At 65.6% G+C, this 16,102-nt stretch carries 14 protein-coding genes; 4 read left to right on the top strand and 10 right to left on the bottom strand.

Annotated features, from left to right (window positions below; genetic code table 11):
- Nucleotides 1-160: 160 nt before the first annotated feature.
- From GOSPT_RS22155 to GOSPT_RS22140, 4 genes are read right to left on the bottom strand one after another with little or no spacing between them, the layout of a single operon-like run.
- Nucleotides 161-802: a 3-oxoacid CoA-transferase subunit B gene (locus GOSPT_RS22155; protein WP_005209332.1), complete on the bottom strand. Its 642-nt coding sequence runs from the start codon at nt 800-802 to the stop codon at nt 161-163.
- Entirely contained in the window at nt 799-1,617 is an 819-nt protein-coding gene (locus GOSPT_RS22150) for a CoA transferase subunit A (RefSeq protein WP_005209330.1), read from the bottom strand. The genes GOSPT_RS22155 and GOSPT_RS22150 overlap by 4 nt, the downstream gene beginning before the upstream one ends.
- Nucleotides 1,614-2,390, bottom strand: a complete 777-nt coding sequence (gene pcaD / locus GOSPT_RS22145) for a 3-oxoadipate enol-lactonase (RefSeq protein ID WP_005209328.1) — start codon at nt 2,388-2,390, stop codon at nt 1,614-1,616. The genes GOSPT_RS22150 and pcaD overlap by 4 nt, the downstream gene beginning before the upstream one ends.
- The gene (locus GOSPT_RS22140; RefSeq protein WP_005209327.1) at nt 2,387-3,610 is read right to left on the bottom strand and encodes an acetyl-CoA C-acetyltransferase; all 1,224 of its coding nucleotides are present in this window, start codon (nt 3,608-3,610) and stop codon (nt 2,387-2,389) included. Before GOSPT_RS22140 ends, pcaD begins: the two co-directional genes overlap by 4 nt.
- Nucleotides 3,611-3,702: 92 nt before the next feature.
- Here GOSPT_RS22140 and GOSPT_RS22135 point away from each other — a divergent pair, with 92 nt between their 5' ends.
- Complete coding sequence (locus GOSPT_RS22135; protein WP_005209325.1) at nt 3,703-4,608, top strand: LysR substrate-binding domain-containing protein; 906 nt, start codon at nt 3,703-3,705, stop codon at nt 4,606-4,608.
- A gap of 6 nt (nt 4,609-4,614) precedes the next feature.
- Here the strand turns inward: GOSPT_RS22135 and GOSPT_RS22130 are convergent, their stop codons facing one another.
- Both GOSPT_RS22130 and GOSPT_RS22125 read right to left on the bottom strand, forming a co-directional pair.
- Nucleotides 4,615-6,297 carry a VWA domain-containing protein gene (locus GOSPT_RS22130; RefSeq protein ID WP_373278585.1) on the bottom strand — a complete coding sequence of 561 codons (1,683 nt, stop codon included), beginning with the start codon at nt 6,295-6,297 and terminating at the stop codon, nt 4,615-4,617.
- A gap of 732 nt (nt 6,298-7,029) precedes the next feature.
- Nucleotides 7,030-7,467 (bottom strand): type II toxin-antitoxin system Rv0910 family toxin, encoded by a 438-nt coding sequence (locus GOSPT_RS22125; RefSeq protein ID WP_005209321.1) that lies wholly within the window; start codon nt 7,465-7,467, stop codon nt 7,030-7,032.
- Here GOSPT_RS22125 and GOSPT_RS22120 point away from each other — a divergent pair.
- Nucleotides 7,445-8,086 (top strand): DNA-3-methyladenine glycosylase, encoded by a 642-nt coding sequence (locus tag GOSPT_RS22120; RefSeq protein WP_005209319.1) that lies wholly within the window; start codon nt 7,445-7,447, stop codon nt 8,084-8,086. The genes GOSPT_RS22125 and GOSPT_RS22120 overlap by 23 nt on opposite strands.
- Before the next feature lie 70 nt (nt 8,087-8,156).
- Here GOSPT_RS22120 and GOSPT_RS22115 read toward each other — a convergent pair whose 3' ends face one another.
- The 3 genes from GOSPT_RS22115 to GOSPT_RS22105 all read right to left on the bottom strand — a co-directional run bounded on the left by GOSPT_RS22115 (nt 8,157) and on the right by GOSPT_RS22105 (nt 12,209).
- Nucleotides 8,157-8,405 (bottom strand): antitoxin, encoded by a 249-nt coding sequence (locus tag GOSPT_RS22115; protein WP_005209317.1) that lies wholly within the window; start codon nt 8,403-8,405, stop codon nt 8,157-8,159.
- A 118-nt stretch (nt 8,406-8,523) separates the two neighbouring features.
- On the bottom strand, nt 8,524-11,094 hold the full coding sequence (locus tag GOSPT_RS22110) for an HAD-IC family P-type ATPase (RefSeq protein ID WP_210734387.1): 2,571 nt from the start codon (nt 11,092-11,094) through the stop codon (nt 8,524-8,526).
- Nucleotides 11,073-12,209, bottom strand: a complete 1,137-nt coding sequence (locus tag GOSPT_RS22105; RefSeq protein ID WP_005209313.1) for an MBL fold metallo-hydrolase — start codon at nt 12,207-12,209, stop codon at nt 11,073-11,075. Before GOSPT_RS22105 ends, GOSPT_RS22110 begins: the two co-directional genes overlap by 22 nt.
- A gap of 207 nt (nt 12,210-12,416) precedes the next feature.
- On the opposite strand from GOSPT_RS22105, the gene GOSPT_RS22100 reads away from it, so the two are divergent.
- Entirely contained in the window at nt 12,417-13,028 is a 612-nt protein-coding gene (locus GOSPT_RS22100) for a TetR/AcrR family transcriptional regulator (RefSeq protein ID WP_039857044.1), read from the top strand.
- A 50-nt stretch (nt 13,029-13,078) separates the two neighbouring features.
- Nucleotides 13,079-14,161, top strand: a complete 1,083-nt coding sequence (locus GOSPT_RS22095; RefSeq protein WP_005209309.1) for an XdhC family protein — start codon at nt 13,079-13,081, stop codon at nt 14,159-14,161.
- Between the two features lie 34 nt (nt 14,162-14,195).
- On the opposite strand, the gene GOSPT_RS22090 is transcribed toward GOSPT_RS22095, so the two are convergent.
- On the bottom strand, nt 14,196-16,019 hold the full coding sequence (locus GOSPT_RS22090; RefSeq protein ID WP_005209308.1) for a purine-cytosine permease family protein: 1,824 nt from the start codon (nt 16,017-16,019) through the stop codon (nt 14,196-14,198).
- Nucleotides 16,020-16,102: the final 83 nt, after the last annotated feature.

Here is a 16,102-nt window from a genome sequence, read left to right as displayed (position 1 = left end):
GAAGAGTTTGGGGTCGCGCCCGCACCCCGCGCGCAGAAAGTAGGGGAAGGAAACTTTCCCCTAGCTCCATAGCCTTCCCCGCGAAACAACACGCGGAAACACCCAAAACCCGCGGAAGAGCACGCAGCCCCAGACCCCGGACCTCGACCTCCCGAAGAATCTACGCCGACGTCGACGCCCGCAGCGGCGCGCCGGTCTTCGCTTCGACGTCGGAGAATTCGACGCCGGGCGCGAGCTCGACGACGTCGAATCCCTCTGCCGCAACGTCGAATACGCCCAGATCGGTGATGACCCGGCTCACCACGGAGCGCCCGGTCAGCGGAAGTGAGCATGCGGCGACGAGTTTCGGGTCGCCCTTCTTGGTGACGTGCTCCATGAGCACGATGACCTGACCCGCGCCGTTGACGAGGTCCATCGCGCCGCCGATGCCCTTGACCATTGCGCCGGGGACCATCCAGTTGGCAAGGTCGCCGTTCATCGCGACCTGCATGCCGCCGAGTACAGCGACGTCGACGTGGCCGCCGCGGATCATCGCGAAGCTGGTGGCCGAATCGAAGAACGACGCGCCGGGCAGCGTCGACACGGTCTGTTTGCCCGCGTTGATCAGATCCGGATCGACGTCCTCGTCGTAGGGAAACGGGCCGACGCCGAGGATGCCGTTCTCTGCGTGCAGGGTGATCCCCGAGTCGTCGGGCATCTGGTCGGGAATCAGCGTCGGAAGTCCGATGCCGAGGTTGACGTAGTCGCCGGGTCGCAGCTCTTGTGCTGCGCGCGCGGCCATTTCGTTACGAGTCCAGGTCATGATGCCACCTCTGCTGCGCCGACTGCCACGGGATGCGGCCGGGTTGTCCGATGTTCGATTCCCTTGTCCTCCGCCTGCTGCGGCGTCAATTCGACGACGCGCTGCACAAAGATTCCGGGCAGGTGCACCTCGTCGGGGTCGAGTTCACCGACTTCGACGACGCGCTCTGCCTCGACGATCGTGATGCGCCCGGCCATCGCGGCAGGCGGATTGAAATTCCTTGCGGCAGCGTGGAAACAGCAGTTGCCCGCAGTGTCGACGACGGCCGCGCGGATCAGTGCGTAGTCGGTGACGATCGATTCCTCGAGCACCATCTGCCGCCCGTGGAATGTCCGCACCTCCTTCGGAGCCGACGCGAGTGCGACCGAGCCGTCGGAGTTGTATCGCCACGGCAGACCGCCCTCCTCGACGGGAGTGCCCACCCCGGTCGGCGTGTAGAAGGCGCCGATTCCGCTGCCGCCGGCCCGCATTCGCTCGGCGAGCGTGCCCTGCGGTGTGAGTTCGACGGTCACCTCGCCCGCGAGGAACTGGCGGCCGAACTCCTTGTTCTCGCCGATGTACGACGCGATCACCTTGTAGATGCGCCGCGCTTCGAGCAGCAGGCCCAATCCCGCGCCGTCGACCCCGCAGTTGTTGGAGACGATGGTCAGCCCGCTCGCTCCCTGCGCGAGCAGGGCGTCGATGAGGAACTTGGGAATGCCGGAGAGTCCGAAGCCTCCGACTGCGAGGCTCGCGCCGTCGGGGATGTCGGCGACGGCGCTGACTGCCGACTCGGCCACTTTGCTGTGCCGTGCAGGCGAATTGACGTTGGTCATGAGTGCTCCAGATGTTCGAGGAGGAGAGGTGTGATCTCTTGTGGCTGTTGCGCATTGGCGAGGTGCGCCGCGTGTCCGACGACTTCCAGCCGACCGTCGGGCACCGCGTCGACAATCTCGGCGAGACGATCGGGCGGCGTCGCGGGATCATCGGCGCCTGCGATTGCGAGCGTCGACGCCTTGATGGCCCCGAGTTCGGCGCGCAAATCCGCGGTGGCGAGCGCCTCGCAGCAGGCTGCGTAACCCTCCGCCGGGGTGCCGGCGATCATCGCGCGATACCACGCGACCGTGTCCGTATTACGTTCATCGGCAAGGTATTCCGCGGTGAACCAGCGTGTGAGAATCGCATCGGCGATCGCCCCCGTACCGTCGGCACGCACCGTCGCCGCACGATCGAGCCAGGGTTGCGGAGGCGCGAAACATGCTGCGGTGCACAGGAGTGCAAGAGCGTCGACCCGCTCGGGATTGCGAATCGCCACCCGCATCGCGGTCAGTCCGCCGAGGGAGAGTCCGACGACGTGGGCCGAGGCAATGTCGAATCGATCGAGCACACCGACGAGGTCGTCGGCGAGGTCGTCGATCGTGTACGGACCCACAGGCACGGGCGAATCACCATGTCCGCGAGTGTCATAGCGCACCACCTGGAACCGTTGCTCGAGCGCCGGGAGTTGCGCGTCCCACATTCGATGAGTGGAGCCAAGCGAATTCGACAGCACGACAACTGGCGCATCGGTGCGGCCCGTGACGTGCGCACTGACCTCGACCGCGCTCATCGGGTTGCCTCGAAGATCGCCGCGATCCCCTGCCCGCCACCGATGCACATGGTCTCGAGAACGTACCGAGCATCACGACGACGCGCCTCGTACGCGGCGGTCGCAAGGATACGACCTCCCGTTGCACCGATGGGATGTCCGAGCGAGATGCCGGATCCGTTGGGGTTCAGGCGATCATCCTCGGCGTCGACCTTCCACTCAGCGAGCACCGCGAGCACCTGGGCGGCGAATGCCTCATTCAGTTCGATGAGGTCGATGTCGTCGAGGGTGAGGTCGGCACGGTCGAGCGCTGCTGCGGTGGCGCCGACGGGTCCGAGACCCATTGTCTCCGGGGCACATCCGCTGACCGCCCAGGATCGCAGGGTGAGCATCGGATCGAGACCTCGACGTTCCGCTTCTGACCGTGTCGTGACGATGCACATCGCTGCGCCGTCGTTCTGACCCGATGCGTTGCCTGCGGTGACCGTGGACTCAGAGTCGATGCGCTGGCGTACCGGACGAAGTCCTGCAAGCGATTCCACGCTTGCGTCTGCGCGGGGATGTTCATCGCGATCGACGACGGTATCCGGTTTGCCGCGTCGACCTGGCACGGTGACGGCGACGAGTTCGTCGTCGAATCGTCCCTCCCGTTGGGCGGCGACGGCCCGATGATGCGATCGGACTGCCAACTCGTCCTGCTCGTCGCGTCCGATCCGGTACTCACGACGTAGGTTCTCCGCGGTCTCGATCATTCCGCCGGGTACCGGATGCGACTCGCCGCCCGCCGTCAGACGCCCGCGTTCGAGCCGGTCCATCAGTTCGACGCCGCCTGCGCGGACGCCGGTGCGTAGTCCGAGTGCGTAGTGCTCGACGTTCGACATCGATTCCGCACCACCGGCGATCACCAGGTTCGCTCCTCCGGTCGCGACCTGCGCGGCACCGTTGAGTATCGCCTGCAGTCCCGAGCCGCAGCGTCGGTCGACCTGCATGCCCGGCACCCCGACTCCCAACCCTGCGTCGAGCGCGGCGATCCTGCCTAGCGCGGGCGCCTCACCGTTGGAGTAGCCCTGCCCGAGGATCACATCGTCGATGTCGCCCTCACCCAGACCGGTCCGCGTCGTGAGTTCGCGCAGTAGCCCTGTCGCGAGGTCGGCGACCGACAGCGGCGCGAAGACACCTCCCATGCGTCCGACCGGGGTGCGCAGCGGGGAGCAGATCACGACATCTGTGGGGGCGTTCATGGGTTCAACCCTAGGAACTGCCAGCGATATTGAGAAGTATCCATTTGGGATCGAATAGGATGCCAGAGATATCAATACTGAGGGGAGCCTCGATGGAGCTGCGCCACCTTCGCTACTTCCGTGCGGTCGCGGAGGAACTGCACTTCGGGCGTGCCGCCGAGCGACTACACATCGCGCAACCGCCGCTGTCGCAACAAATCCGTCAGCTCGAGAACGAACTGGGCTTCCCGCTCCTCATCCGCACCACCCGCACCGTCGAACTCACGCCTGCCGGGCAGGCATATCTCGAACGCACCGTCGCCATCCTCGACGCCGTCGACCATGCGGGAACGCACGCCCGACGGATCGCCGAGGGCACACAGGGTCGCCTCGCCATCGGGTGCGTCGGATCGGCGACCTATTCGCTACTCCCCCGCTTCGTCCGGGCGCTCCGCGAAGAGCTCCCCGACGTCGACGTCAGTGTGCGCGGCGAGATGCTCGCGCCCGCACAGATCGCGGCACTGCTGGCGGGCGACATCGATCTCGCCCTGCTGCGGCCACCGATCACCGCGCCCGAGGTCACCGTCACCCCGGTACGGCGAGACCGGTTGCTGGTGGCGCTTCCCGACAGTCACGCACGGGCACACCAGCAGCACGTGGCCCTCGCCGATCTACACGACGACGACTTCATCTCCCATGCGGGACAAGGACGTTCGGTGATGCACACCCAACTGGCCACACTGTGTGCCGCCGCGGGGTTCGTCCCGCAGATCCGACACGAGGTACAGGAGACCTCGACGCTCGTCACGCTTGTCGCAGCGGGCCTCGGGGTCGCCGTCGTTCCCGAGCCGACCGCCGCGCTGGGAATCGCAGGCGTCCGCTATCTACCGATGACGCCTGACGCCGACCCCGTCGATCTTGCCGCGGCCCGACTGGTCACCGCCGACGCCCCGATCGTCGAACGAGCGCTGCACGTCCTCCACGACGTCGCCCACGATCACTCGGTGTTGCCGAACTGACCAGCGTCAGCGGCCGGCCGCCTGCACCCGGCCGCGGATCGCATCGACGAACACCGTCTGGATGTCGCCGGCGGTTTTGGCCACGTACGACGAGCCGCCGGTCGCCTCGGCAATCTGCTTCAGTGCGTCGGTGTCGGCGTCGTCGGAGATTCCGATGGTGAGCACGAGCACTGGCCGCGCGGGATCTTCGAGCTGTTTCAGCTGCGACAGCAACTGTTTGAGGCTGATGCTGTTCGGGTCCTCGTTCTGCCCATCTGTGAGGATGATGACACTGTTGGAGTAGTTGGGGTCGTAGCTGTCCTGGACGTTCTTGAAGGCTGCCAGCGTCGTGTCATAGAGCCCGGTACCACCACCGAGCTCCGACGGCGCCAAGCCTGCCTTCACCGCTGCACTCAATTCGTCGCGGTGCGTGCCACCGCTCGATGCCTGAGCGTCGAGTCGACGAATCGGCGACAGTTCCTTCCAGTCCTGCCCCGCGCCGCCCTTGTCGACGCCGAATGACCACAGACCGATCTCGGTGTTGTTCGGGAACAACTTCAAGCCGGTCAGCGACGCATCGATGGTCAACTGCGCACGCGTCTCGCCGCCGTCCCTCTCGGCCATCGACCCCGAGGTGTCCTCGACGACGAGAGTGCGAATCGGCACGCCGAGAACCTGCCATTGACGCAGGGCCTTGTCGACCTGCGATGGGTCGCTGAGCTTCAGCACCGTCAAACCCTTTGTGTCACCGGGCTTTCGGAATCCTGCGTCGGTGATCGACGACGCGCCGTCGCCAGTGGTGAGCGCGGTGGCGAGTTCTTTACCGGCTGCCGTCGCCGTCTCCGCCCGCGACTCCGGTGCGGTGTTGATGAGCGGATAGTCGAGCATCACGGTGCCGTCCTGGGGGATCGACGACTTGAGCTTCGAACCGGGATGCGTTCGGGTGAACAGGGTGAGTTGCTGCTCAGTGGTGACCACCGGCGTCGTCGACGTATTGGCCAGATTGAGCCGGGTGCCCTCGTTGTCGTTGACCAGGCGGGCGTTGTTCTGTTGGACCGCAAGCACGGTCATCGCTTCGAGAAGGTCGTCGTTGGTGAGCTTGCCCGCGTCGACCTCGGCGAGTGCTCCGACGATCGGCGCGTCTCCGGTGCTGGTGTCGATCGGGTTGCCCGCTCGCAGGCCGTCGAGCTTCATCACGTCGACCCAATTCGACAGCTTTCCGACCTGCGTACCCGCCACGACGACGGGTGTGGCGGCGATCGACGGTGAGACGGTGTCGAGTTGGCGACGGACCTGCGTCGTCACCCGCCTCGCCTGCTGCGTCGAGTCGGGTACCCACAGGTCTGGCGCCTTGTCACCGCTGGTCAGGAGGCCGGGGACGTCGGCGCCCGCCACCGCGGTGACGGTGTAGTCGTAGCAGGAATCCGACGACATCTTCGACGTGGCGTCGGCGACCGCATCTCGGATTGCCGGGTCGGCCGCGATGCTGACCGATGTGCGGTCGCCACAGCCTCCGACGATTCCGGACTTCCAGATCGCTATGCCACCGACGATCGCGACGACGAGAAGCAGCGCGGCCGCACTCCACAGCCATAGCCCTCGACGACCGCTGCGCGCCTCACGATGCTCGAATCCGAACCCGTCGCCCGAGCCACCCTTGCGCGTTGATCGGCTGCCACGCGGCGTGGCTTGACCGCTCGACGCCGCCAGGCCGGCCGCCGCCGCTTGGCGACCCGAGTCAGGCTGCGCCGCTTGGCGACCCGAAGCGGGCTGCGCCGCTTGGCGACCCGAGTCAGGCTGCGCCGCTTGGCGACCCGAGTCGGGCTGCGCCGCTTGGCGACCCGAGTCGGGCTGCGCCGCTTGGCGACCCGAGGCGGGCTGGGTTGTCGGGGACGCGGCCTGTCGGCGCTGAGGCGCGGGCGGGGGCGTCTTGCCTTGTGAAGTCTGGCCCTGTGGAGTCTGGCCCTGCAGTCGCGACGTCTGAGGCCGAGGGGCCTGGGATCCAGGAGGCTGGGATGCAGAAGCTTGGGATCCAGGAACTTGGGGACGAGGAGCCTGGCGGCCCGGAACTTGTTGTCGGGGCCCCTGCGGAGGCGGTGTCTGTCGCGGAGCCGGCGATTGGCGCGGAGCCGGCGATTGGCGCGGAGGCGGTGTCTGTCGCGGCGGCGTTGGTCGCGCACCGGCGCGGGTCGGATTGTCCGGGAAACCGCCGGTGCCACGATCGGGTGCGCCTGGTTCGCGACGCCGATCATCCCGGTCGCCGCCGAATCCCTGACCGCCGAACCCCTGACTGTCGGAACCCCGACCGTCGGACTCCTGGCTCTCGAATCCCTGACCGTCGGAATCGGAGTCGGAATAGTGCCGCCCCATCGTCGTGCGTCCCCCTGGTGTCATCGGCGCTGCGCGCGCCGAGAAGTATGTCTGCGGTCGACTTCGAGAGCTCTACGCAAAGACCTCGCGGAAGGTGTCCAGCGACTTGGTCAGGTCGCCCGAGACAGCCATCGCGGCTGCCTTCCCTGCGGGCCCGATCAGCGGTAGACCACCCAGATCAACAGTGAAGACTACTGACGAGCCGGTCTCCGTGGGCGATATGGCGAGATCCAGTTTCGCCTTGATCCCACCCTTGCCGTTGCCCTTGAGACGAACCTGGCTGGTCGGGTCGTACGTCTCGACGACCCAGTCGAACCGGATGCGCGTGCCTTTGACCTTGACGACGGACGCGACCTTCGTACCCTTTGCGAGTTCGCCGGGACCGGGTATCGGTGAACGCCAACCGTCGTGCAGAAGCAGCCACTCCGAGTACCGACTCAGATCCGACGCTGCTGACCAGGTATCTTCCGGGGAAAGATCGACCTCGATGGAGCTGCTCGTCTTAGCCATGGTTCGTCAGCCTAGCGTTACCACCGCCGCACGTTCGATGCTGGGCCGATTTCTGCGCGGGCACGGTGTGACCATTCGGATCACCGAGGTCGAGGCGTACGCCGGCCCGCTCGATCCGGCCTCGCACGCGTACACGCGGACGCCCCGTTCGGAGATCATGTACGGACCGCCGTCGAGGCTGTATGTGTACCGCATCCACGGTCACTTCTGCGCCAACGTCGTCACCGGACCCGACGGCGAGGCGTCGGCGGTGCTGCTGCGTGCGGGCGAGGTGGTCGACGGCCTCGACGTTGCGCTTCGCAGGCGCGGGGAACACATCGCCCCGGCGCGACTGGCTCGCGGACCCGGGAATCTGGCCAAAGCGCTCGGGATCACGATGGACGATCTCGGCGTCGACCTCGACGCACCACGCTCGCGCGGGGTCCGATTCGTCACGCCGGATGAGGTCGACGGCCAGACCGCCAACCCTGTACCGCACAACCCTGTACCGATCAGTTCTGTACCGATCAGCTCTGGGCCGCGCGTTGGGGTTCGACGCAACGCCGACGTCGCGTGGCGCTACTGGATCACCGACGATCCGACGGTGTCGGCGTACCGTCGCCACCCGCGGGCCGACTAGACAACAGTTGCGGTTGCCGCGAGGCGCGGATTCCGCAGCCCACAGCAACCGCAACTCGGTTCCAACTCGCTCAGCCGTTGGCCGGAGGCTGCTGATCCCCGGCGGGCTTTTGCTCAGCAGGCTTCTGTTCGGCCGGCTTCTGCTCGGCGGGCGCGTCTTCCGCGCCAACAGCCTTGCGTGCGGCGTCCTGAGCCTTGTCGACCTGGTCGGCGTACTTGCCGCCGGTCGCCTTGTCGATGGCGTCGCCACCCTTGTCGATCAGACTCGGGTTGCCCCGGAGTGCTTCCTTCGCCTTGTCGACGAGTCCTTTGAGATCCATGGTCTGCTCCTGGTCGCACTCGATGATTGGGTCTACGTCGACGCCGCGGGAGCCGCGTCGCGTGCAGTTGAGTCTATGTCCATCGGAGGGCCGGAACCACGGACCAATGGACCAGAAATCAGGACTGAGCCGACTGCGTCTTCGCCGCTCGCAAGGCCGTCTGCTCGGCGTCGTCACGTTCACGCTCGTGACGAGCGATGATGCGCGGCCCGATCCGCGACATGATCTCGACGGCCACGATGCCGACGGCCGCTGAAATAAATGCAACCGAGTTCATCTGCCAGTTCGACGAGTCGAGTTTGAACATGTGCTGGGTGAACGGCCACGAGAAGATCAGCACGTATGCGCCGGCGGACACCGCGATCAACAGCACCTTCCACCACGTGTACGGCCGCGCGACAACGGCCAGGACGTACACCGCGATGGCGATCAACGTGATCAGCGTTGCTGTCGCAGCCTGTGTCTGGTGCGGCGACAGTTCCACCGAATCACCGCCGAGCGAGTTACCCGACCCGCCCGGATTGACGATCAGATAGGTGACGAATGCGCAGAGTCCGACGATGATTCCGTTCGGCACCGCCTGAGTCAGCACGCGCCGCACGAATCCGGGACGGGCCCGCTCGTTGTTGGGTGCGAGCGACAGGATGAACGCCGGAATCCCGATGGTGAACCACGCCGCAATCGTCACGTGGATCGGCTGGAACGGGTAGCTGATCGACGGCGTGCCGAACAGCTTCGCGCCGAGTCCCGCGATACCCACGAACAGCGCCAACAGCACCGCGTAGACGGTCTTGGTGAGGAACAGGTTGGAGACACGCTCGATGTTGCCGATGACCCGACGACCCTCACCGACGACATAGGGCAGCGTCGCGAACTTGTTGTCCAACAACACGATCTGGGCCACCGATCGAGCGGCGGAACTCCCCGATCCCATCGCGACGCCGATGTCTGCGTCCTTGAGGGCGAGCACGTCGTTGACGCCGTCGCCGGTCATCGCGACGTTGTTGCCGTCGGACTGCAACGCGCGCACCATCGCCCGCTTCTGGTCGGGCCGCACTCGCCCGAACGTCACACCTTCTTCGACGGCGTGCGCGAGCTGGTTCGGTTCGGTCGGCAGCTCGCGCGCGTCGACGGAGGTGTCGGGTGAGCCGAGGCCGAGCGACTCCGCGACCGCGCCCACCGATCGGGCGTTGTCGCCGGAGATGATCTTGACGGCAACGTCCTGCTGCTCGAAGTAGTCGAGCGTGGGACGAGCGTCGGAACGTACCCGCTGCTCGAGCACGACGAGTGCGACCGGAGTCAGGCGCCCGGGCGTCGCAGCTCCCGCGTCGGGTTCGGTGTCGACGGCGACGTCGAGTCGCGCCAGGAGCAGGATGCGTAGGCCCTGTGCACCCAGATCGCTTGCGACGCGCGCCGGTTCGGAGTCGTCGTCGAGCAGCACGTCGGGGGCTCCGAGGACCCAGTTGCCCGCGTCGTTGCCGTCGGCGTCGACGAACGACATGCCGCTCCACTTCTTGGCAGAGGTGAACGGTTCGACGGCTGATGTCGTCCAGTCGGGCGCGTCGTCGTAGACCTCGCCGATGGCCTGCATGCTCGCGTTGGGACTGCGATCGTTCTTGGCCAGCGCGGCGAGTGCCTGCTCGGCCTCCGTGCGACGATCCGACGACGCTGCTCCCCCGCCGCTGTCCTCGACCTTCCCGTCGTCGCCGATGATCCGCAGCTCCGAGACGCGCATGCCGTTCTCGGTGAGTGTTCCGGTCTTGTCGGCACACACGATGTTGACGCGGGCCAGTCCTTCGATCGCGGGCAGTTCGTTGACAAGACACTGCCGCTGTCCGAGACGGATGACCCCGACCGCGAACGCGATCGACATCATCAACACGAGGCCTTCGGGAACCATCGGCACGAGTGCGGCGACCATACCGAGCAGCGATGCACGCAGACCGTTGTTGCTGATGAACAACTGGTTGACGATGGTCAGCAGCCCCGCGGGAATCAGCAGCCAGGTGATGACCCGCAGGATCTGATTGATGCCCGACCGCAATTCCGACGACACGAGCGTGAACTTCGACGCCTCGGACGCCAACTTCGCGGCATACGCGTCGGCGCCCACCTTCGTCGCACGGTAGGCACCTGCCCCGGACACCGCGAAGCTGCCGGACAGCACCTTGTCGCCGACGGATTTGTCGATGGGATCGGCCTCACCGGTCAGCAGCGACTCGTCGACGTCGAGGACATATGACTCGACGATCTCGCCGTCGACCACGATCTGATCGCCCGCACCGATCTCGATGATGTCGTCGAGCACCACCTCGTTCGGTGGGATCTCGGTGACCTCGCCGTCGCGTCGCACCCGCGGTTTGGCCTGTCCGACGATGGCGAGTTTGTCGAGGGTCTTCTTGGCGCGGACCTCCTGGATGATGCCGATGCCGCCGTTGGCGATGATCAGCAGACCGAACAGTCCGTTGATGAGTGAGCCGGTGAAGACGACGATCGCGAACAGCACCCCGAGGATGGCGTTGATCCGCGTGAAGACGTTGGCCTTGATGATGTCGCCGACCGAGCGCCCCGAGCGGTCGGGCATGTCGTTGACCTTGCCGTCGGCGACGCGCTGGGCGACCTCATCGGCGGTGAGGCCCCGCTCGGGGGCCGCTGTGCTCTGCTCGCTCACGCCGAGGTCTCCCACCATGTGGGTATGCGCAGTCCGGTCCCGGCGCGCGCGGTGATGTCGATGGTGCCGCCGGGCTGCGGCACGACGACGGACGTGTTGTGTCGCTCGGCCGCGGGCAGCAGGCGCGTGATGGGATCGGCCCACGAGTGTCGCGCGAGACTGAACGTTCCCCAGTGGATGGGTAGGAACACGGAGTCGGAGCCCGATTCGCCCGACACCATCCGATGGATCGCGACGGCTTCCTCCGGGTCGACGTGTACGTCCGGCCACGACGCGTCGTAAGCGCCGACGGCGATGAGCGTCAGGTCGAACGGTCCGTGCCGTGCGCCGAGTTCTTCGAACCGCTCGCTGTAGCCCGTGTCTCCGGAGAAGAAGAACCGGTGCTCGGGTCCCACGACGGCCCAGCTCGCCCACTGGGTGAGGTTGCGGGTGAGTCCGCGCCCGGAGAAATGCCTAGCCGGCCCGCAGAAGAACTCGAGTGTGGTTGCTCCGCAGGTGACCGAGACTCTCTGCCAGACGTCGGCCTGCCGGATGCGGTCACCGGGGATTCCCCAGCTCACGAGGTGCGCTGCGACACCGACAGGTGCGACGAACACCGCGTCTGGCGATGAGTCGGCCACGGCGACAACGGTGTCCATGTCGAGGTGGTCGTAGTGATCGTGACTGAGCAATACGACGTCGATCTGCGGGAGGTCGGCAACCGTGACGGGCGCCGGATGCAGACGGGCCGGTCCCACCTGCTGCCAGGGGGAACACCGTTCGCTGAACACCGGATCGGTGAGGATGCGGGTGCCGTCGAGTTCGACGAGTGCCGACGCGTGCCCGAGCCAGGTGACGGTGAGTTTGCCCGGTTCGTCGTCGAATCGGGGCACGGTGACGAGGACCGGTCGGCTCGGCTTGCCGGGGCCACGAGCCATGTCGAGGGCGACCTGGAGATCGGCTGCCACACCGAATGACGACGGTTCGGGATTGACGAAGGCGCCGTCGACGAGATACTCCGACGACTCGACGTACGGTCGGATCGCGTCGCGGTCGGCGCCCAGCGCGCGGGCCGCGGGCAGTCCAGCTGCCGACAATGCGCCGGTCGCCGAATCGGCCACCCGTACCCCGACGTCGGCGAGACGACTGATCATGAGCGGGGATCCCTGCCTCGTAGGGAATTCGGTGTCCGGCGAGAACTCCTTGCGACCATTCCGCCAGACTATCGCCTTCGGCCCCGGATCAATCGGACGCGCGTGAAGACCACTTCAGCGCACAATTGTTCACTGACCGATATCGACCCTGATAGGCTTCCGTCACCTATCCGTTTCAACTGGGGAGTGAGCGGTCCGTTGGCTCGGATGTCCGTCGACGACAGGCGCACAGCGCTCGTCGAATCCGCATATCGTGTGATCGCCGATCACGGCGTCGAAGGCGCAACGACGCGACGCATCTGCGCGCATGCCGGGATGCCACTGGCAAGTTTCCACTACGCGTTCGAAAGTCGCACCGCGCTGCTCTGGGCAGTGATGGAAAAGGCTGTGCCCGAGGACGTTTCGCTGATGCTCGAATCGCTGCTGCCGGTGGGCGGATCGTCGGCGGTCGGCGTCGAGGCGATGCGTACCAAGATGTTCGAGCAACTCGACGCGTTCTACATGATGCTCAAAGCCGACCCCGGGCGGCTCCAGGCGACCATCTCACTCGGCATCTACGCGCACAATCATCCCGAACTGCAACCTGCGGGCAAGCAGATGTACGAGCACCTCTATGGCCTTGCCGCACAAGGGTTGGCGGCAGCGGGCGACGAGGCGCAGATCAAATGGCTCACACCGGTTGCGCGTATTGCTCCGGTGTTCATCGCGAACATCATCGCGATCACCCTGGTCTACCTCTCGACAGCCGACGACAGCGCGCTCGGTGCCATCACGGAGTCTCTGGTCCGTGACGTCATGACGCACGTGGCGCCACGCTGAGACGGTGACGCCGAGTGGCGCAACCGCGCCGCGGCACCGACACTGGATCAATGCGTGATGTGTTGCCGGTGGTGATCGATCGTCTCAGCCGTGGGCCGGTCGCCATCGCTCGCATCATCGGCACGAGTGGCCCGACCCCGCGCGGTGTCGGCGCTGCGATGGCTGTCACGGCCGACGGCGAGGTCATCGGGTCGGTCTCGGGTGGCTGCGTCGAATCAGCGCTCGTCCACACCTGCATGACCGTGCTCGACGACGCTTGTGCGGTCGTCGAGCATTTCGGTATTGCCGATCCAGATGGCATCGAAGTCGGCCTGACCTGCGGTGGATCTCTGGAGGTCTTCGTCGAGCGCATCGACTCCGGTCATCGACGCGCGTTGGACGACCTCGCCGGACATCTCGCGGCGGACCGTCGAGTCGCCTGGGCAACCACGCTGAGCGACTCCCCCGAGTGGTACATCACGACGTCGACACGCGAACCGTGGCGTCGGCTCGGCCGCGACGTCGCCGATCTCCTTACGTCGGGACGTAGCGGCATCATCGGCGTCGACGACTGCGACGAGCCCGCGGAGTCGGGCGGCGACCGACCGCGCACGTTCGTACAGACCTTTGCCCCTAACGCACGGCTGATCCTGGTGGGCGCCAACGACTTCGTGCGTGCCACGAGCAGCATCGGGCGCTCACTCGGCTATCGGGTGACCGTCGTCGACGCGCGCCCGGTCTTCGCCACACGCGCTCGATTCCCCGACGCCGATGAGGTGATCGTCGACTGGCCGCATCGCTACCTCGAGTCCGAGATACGTTCCGGCGCAGTCGATGCCACCACCTCGATCTGCGTGATGACGCACGACCCCAAGTTCGACGTCCCGACGCTTCGCCTGGCTCTGACCGATTCCGCCGCTGGGTTTGTCGGAGCACTCGGCTCCCGGCGGACGGTAGCCGATCGCAACGAGCGCCTCGTCGAATCCGGCGTCACGGCAGCGCATTTGAGTCGCCTGCGATCGCCAGTCGGACTCCACCTCGGGGGACACACGCCCGCCGAGGTCGCCGTGTCGATTGCCGCGCAGCTGATCGCGGATCGACACGCCGCATCGGCTGCCCCACTACACACGACGTCGGGTCCGCTCCATCTCTGAAGCGAACCCGACGTCGTCAATTCTGCCCGTGGCGCTATGCGTCCTTCTTCGACGCATCCGAGGACGAGCTCGGTGTCGCCGTCGCCTCTTCGGTTGTCGCAGCGGGGATGTCGGAAGTCATCGACATCACGTCCTGGGCGGGCAGGACGTGCTCACCGGTCTTGTCGCACGACAGCGCGAGCGAGCTGATGTACTGCTTCTCGCCGTTCGGACCGGGCACCGCCGAAGCGATCATGTCGGGTCGCTCGAACTCGATGTTGGTGACGCAGCACAACAACTTCTCGTCGGTGGGGTTGCCGTGCTCGTCGTACATCGGGATGTCGATGCCGTCGTCGACGCGACGCAGGTAGTACTTGCCCTTGGTGGCGATCGCGAAGATCGGCGGCAGGACGATGGCGAGCACAAGTGCCACCAGCGGCGAGTACGGCTGGATGGCATCACCAAAGACGTGGAAGTACACCAGGATTGACGCACCTGCCGAGATCAGGAGTGAGCCGAATCCGACCGGGTTGACGCTGTGGATCATGCCGCGACGGAACTCCGGCTGCTTCGGCGAGATACCCAGGATGTACTTGTTGATCACGATGTCCGACGCGACGACGGCGATCCAGGCGATACCGCAGTTCGCGTAGAAGTTCAGCAGGTTGTTGAGGAAGCTGAACATGTTGGCTTCCATCAGCACGATCGCGATCGCCACGTTGAAGAACAAGAACACCAGGCGTCCGGGGTAGGTCTTGGTGACGCGCGTGAATGCGTTGGTCCAGGCCAGCGAACCCGAGTAGGCATTGGTGACGTTGATCTTCACCTGGCTGATCACCACGAGGATCACGGCGAGGGTCAGAGCCAGCCAGTGCGGCAGGAAGTCCTGGTAGATCTCGACGAACTGATGGACGGGCTGGTTCGCGATGCCGGCGTTGTCGACACTGATTCCGATCAGGTACACGGCGAGGAACAGACCGACGATCTGCTTGATGGCACCGAAGAACACCCACCCCGGTCCGGCGATAAGCGTTGCGGACCACCACTTTCGCTTGTTGTCGGGGGTGCGGGGCGGCATGAAGCGCAGGTAGTCGACCTGCTCGGCGATCTGTGCGATCAGGGACAAACAGACACCGGCTGCGAGCATGGTTCCCGCGAAGCTGACGCCCTTCCCTGCCGGGTTGCCGTCGCCGTCGATACCACTGAACGCGAAGAAGTCACCGATGGCCGACGGATGCTTGATCACCAGGTAGATGAATGGCAACACCATCATGACGAGCCACAGCGGTGTGGTCCACACCTGCAGTTTGGCGAGTGTGTTCATGCCGTAGATGACCAACGGGATGACCAACAGCGACGAGAGAAGATAGCCGAGCCACAGCGGTATGTGCAGACCGAGTTTGAGGCCCTGCGCCATGATCGAGCCCTCGAGGGCGAAGAAGATAAAGGTGAACGACGCGAAGATGACGTTCGTCAGCACCGAGCCGTAGTAGCCGAAACCGCTTCCGCGCGTGATGAGGTCGAGATCGATGTTGTACCGCGCGGCATAGAAGGCAAGCGGGTAACCGGTGATCACGATGACAACAGCGAAGAACAGGATGCCCCACAAGGCATTTCCGGTTCCGTTGGCGATGCCGATGTTTGCGCCGATCGCGAAGTCGGCGAGGTAGGCGATACCGCCGAGCGCCGAGATGGCGACGACGCCAGGACCCCATTTGCGGTAGCTGCGGGGGGCGAAACGAAGTGTGTAGTCCTCCAGGGTTTCACGCATGGCCGCGGCCTGCGCACCTGTGGCGATGATGCTGTGTTCGGCGTTCTCTATCTCGCCGACCTCGTCGGCGACCTCGCCGATGGGTTCGTGATGCTTATCGGTGGCCATCGGCCCTCCTGCGTGATCCGAGTTACAGACCGGCCAAACGTACGGAGGCCATGTTTCAGCGAGTTACTCGGAATGTTTCACAC

This window comes from Gordonia sputi NBRC 100414 (genome assembly GCF_000248055.1).
Lineage (GTDB): Bacteria > Actinomycetota > Actinomycetes > Mycobacteriales > Mycobacteriaceae > Gordonia > Gordonia sputi.
The sequence above is the reverse complement of the archived record's forward strand: the minus strand, read 5'-3'. Positions and strand labels throughout refer to the sequence as shown.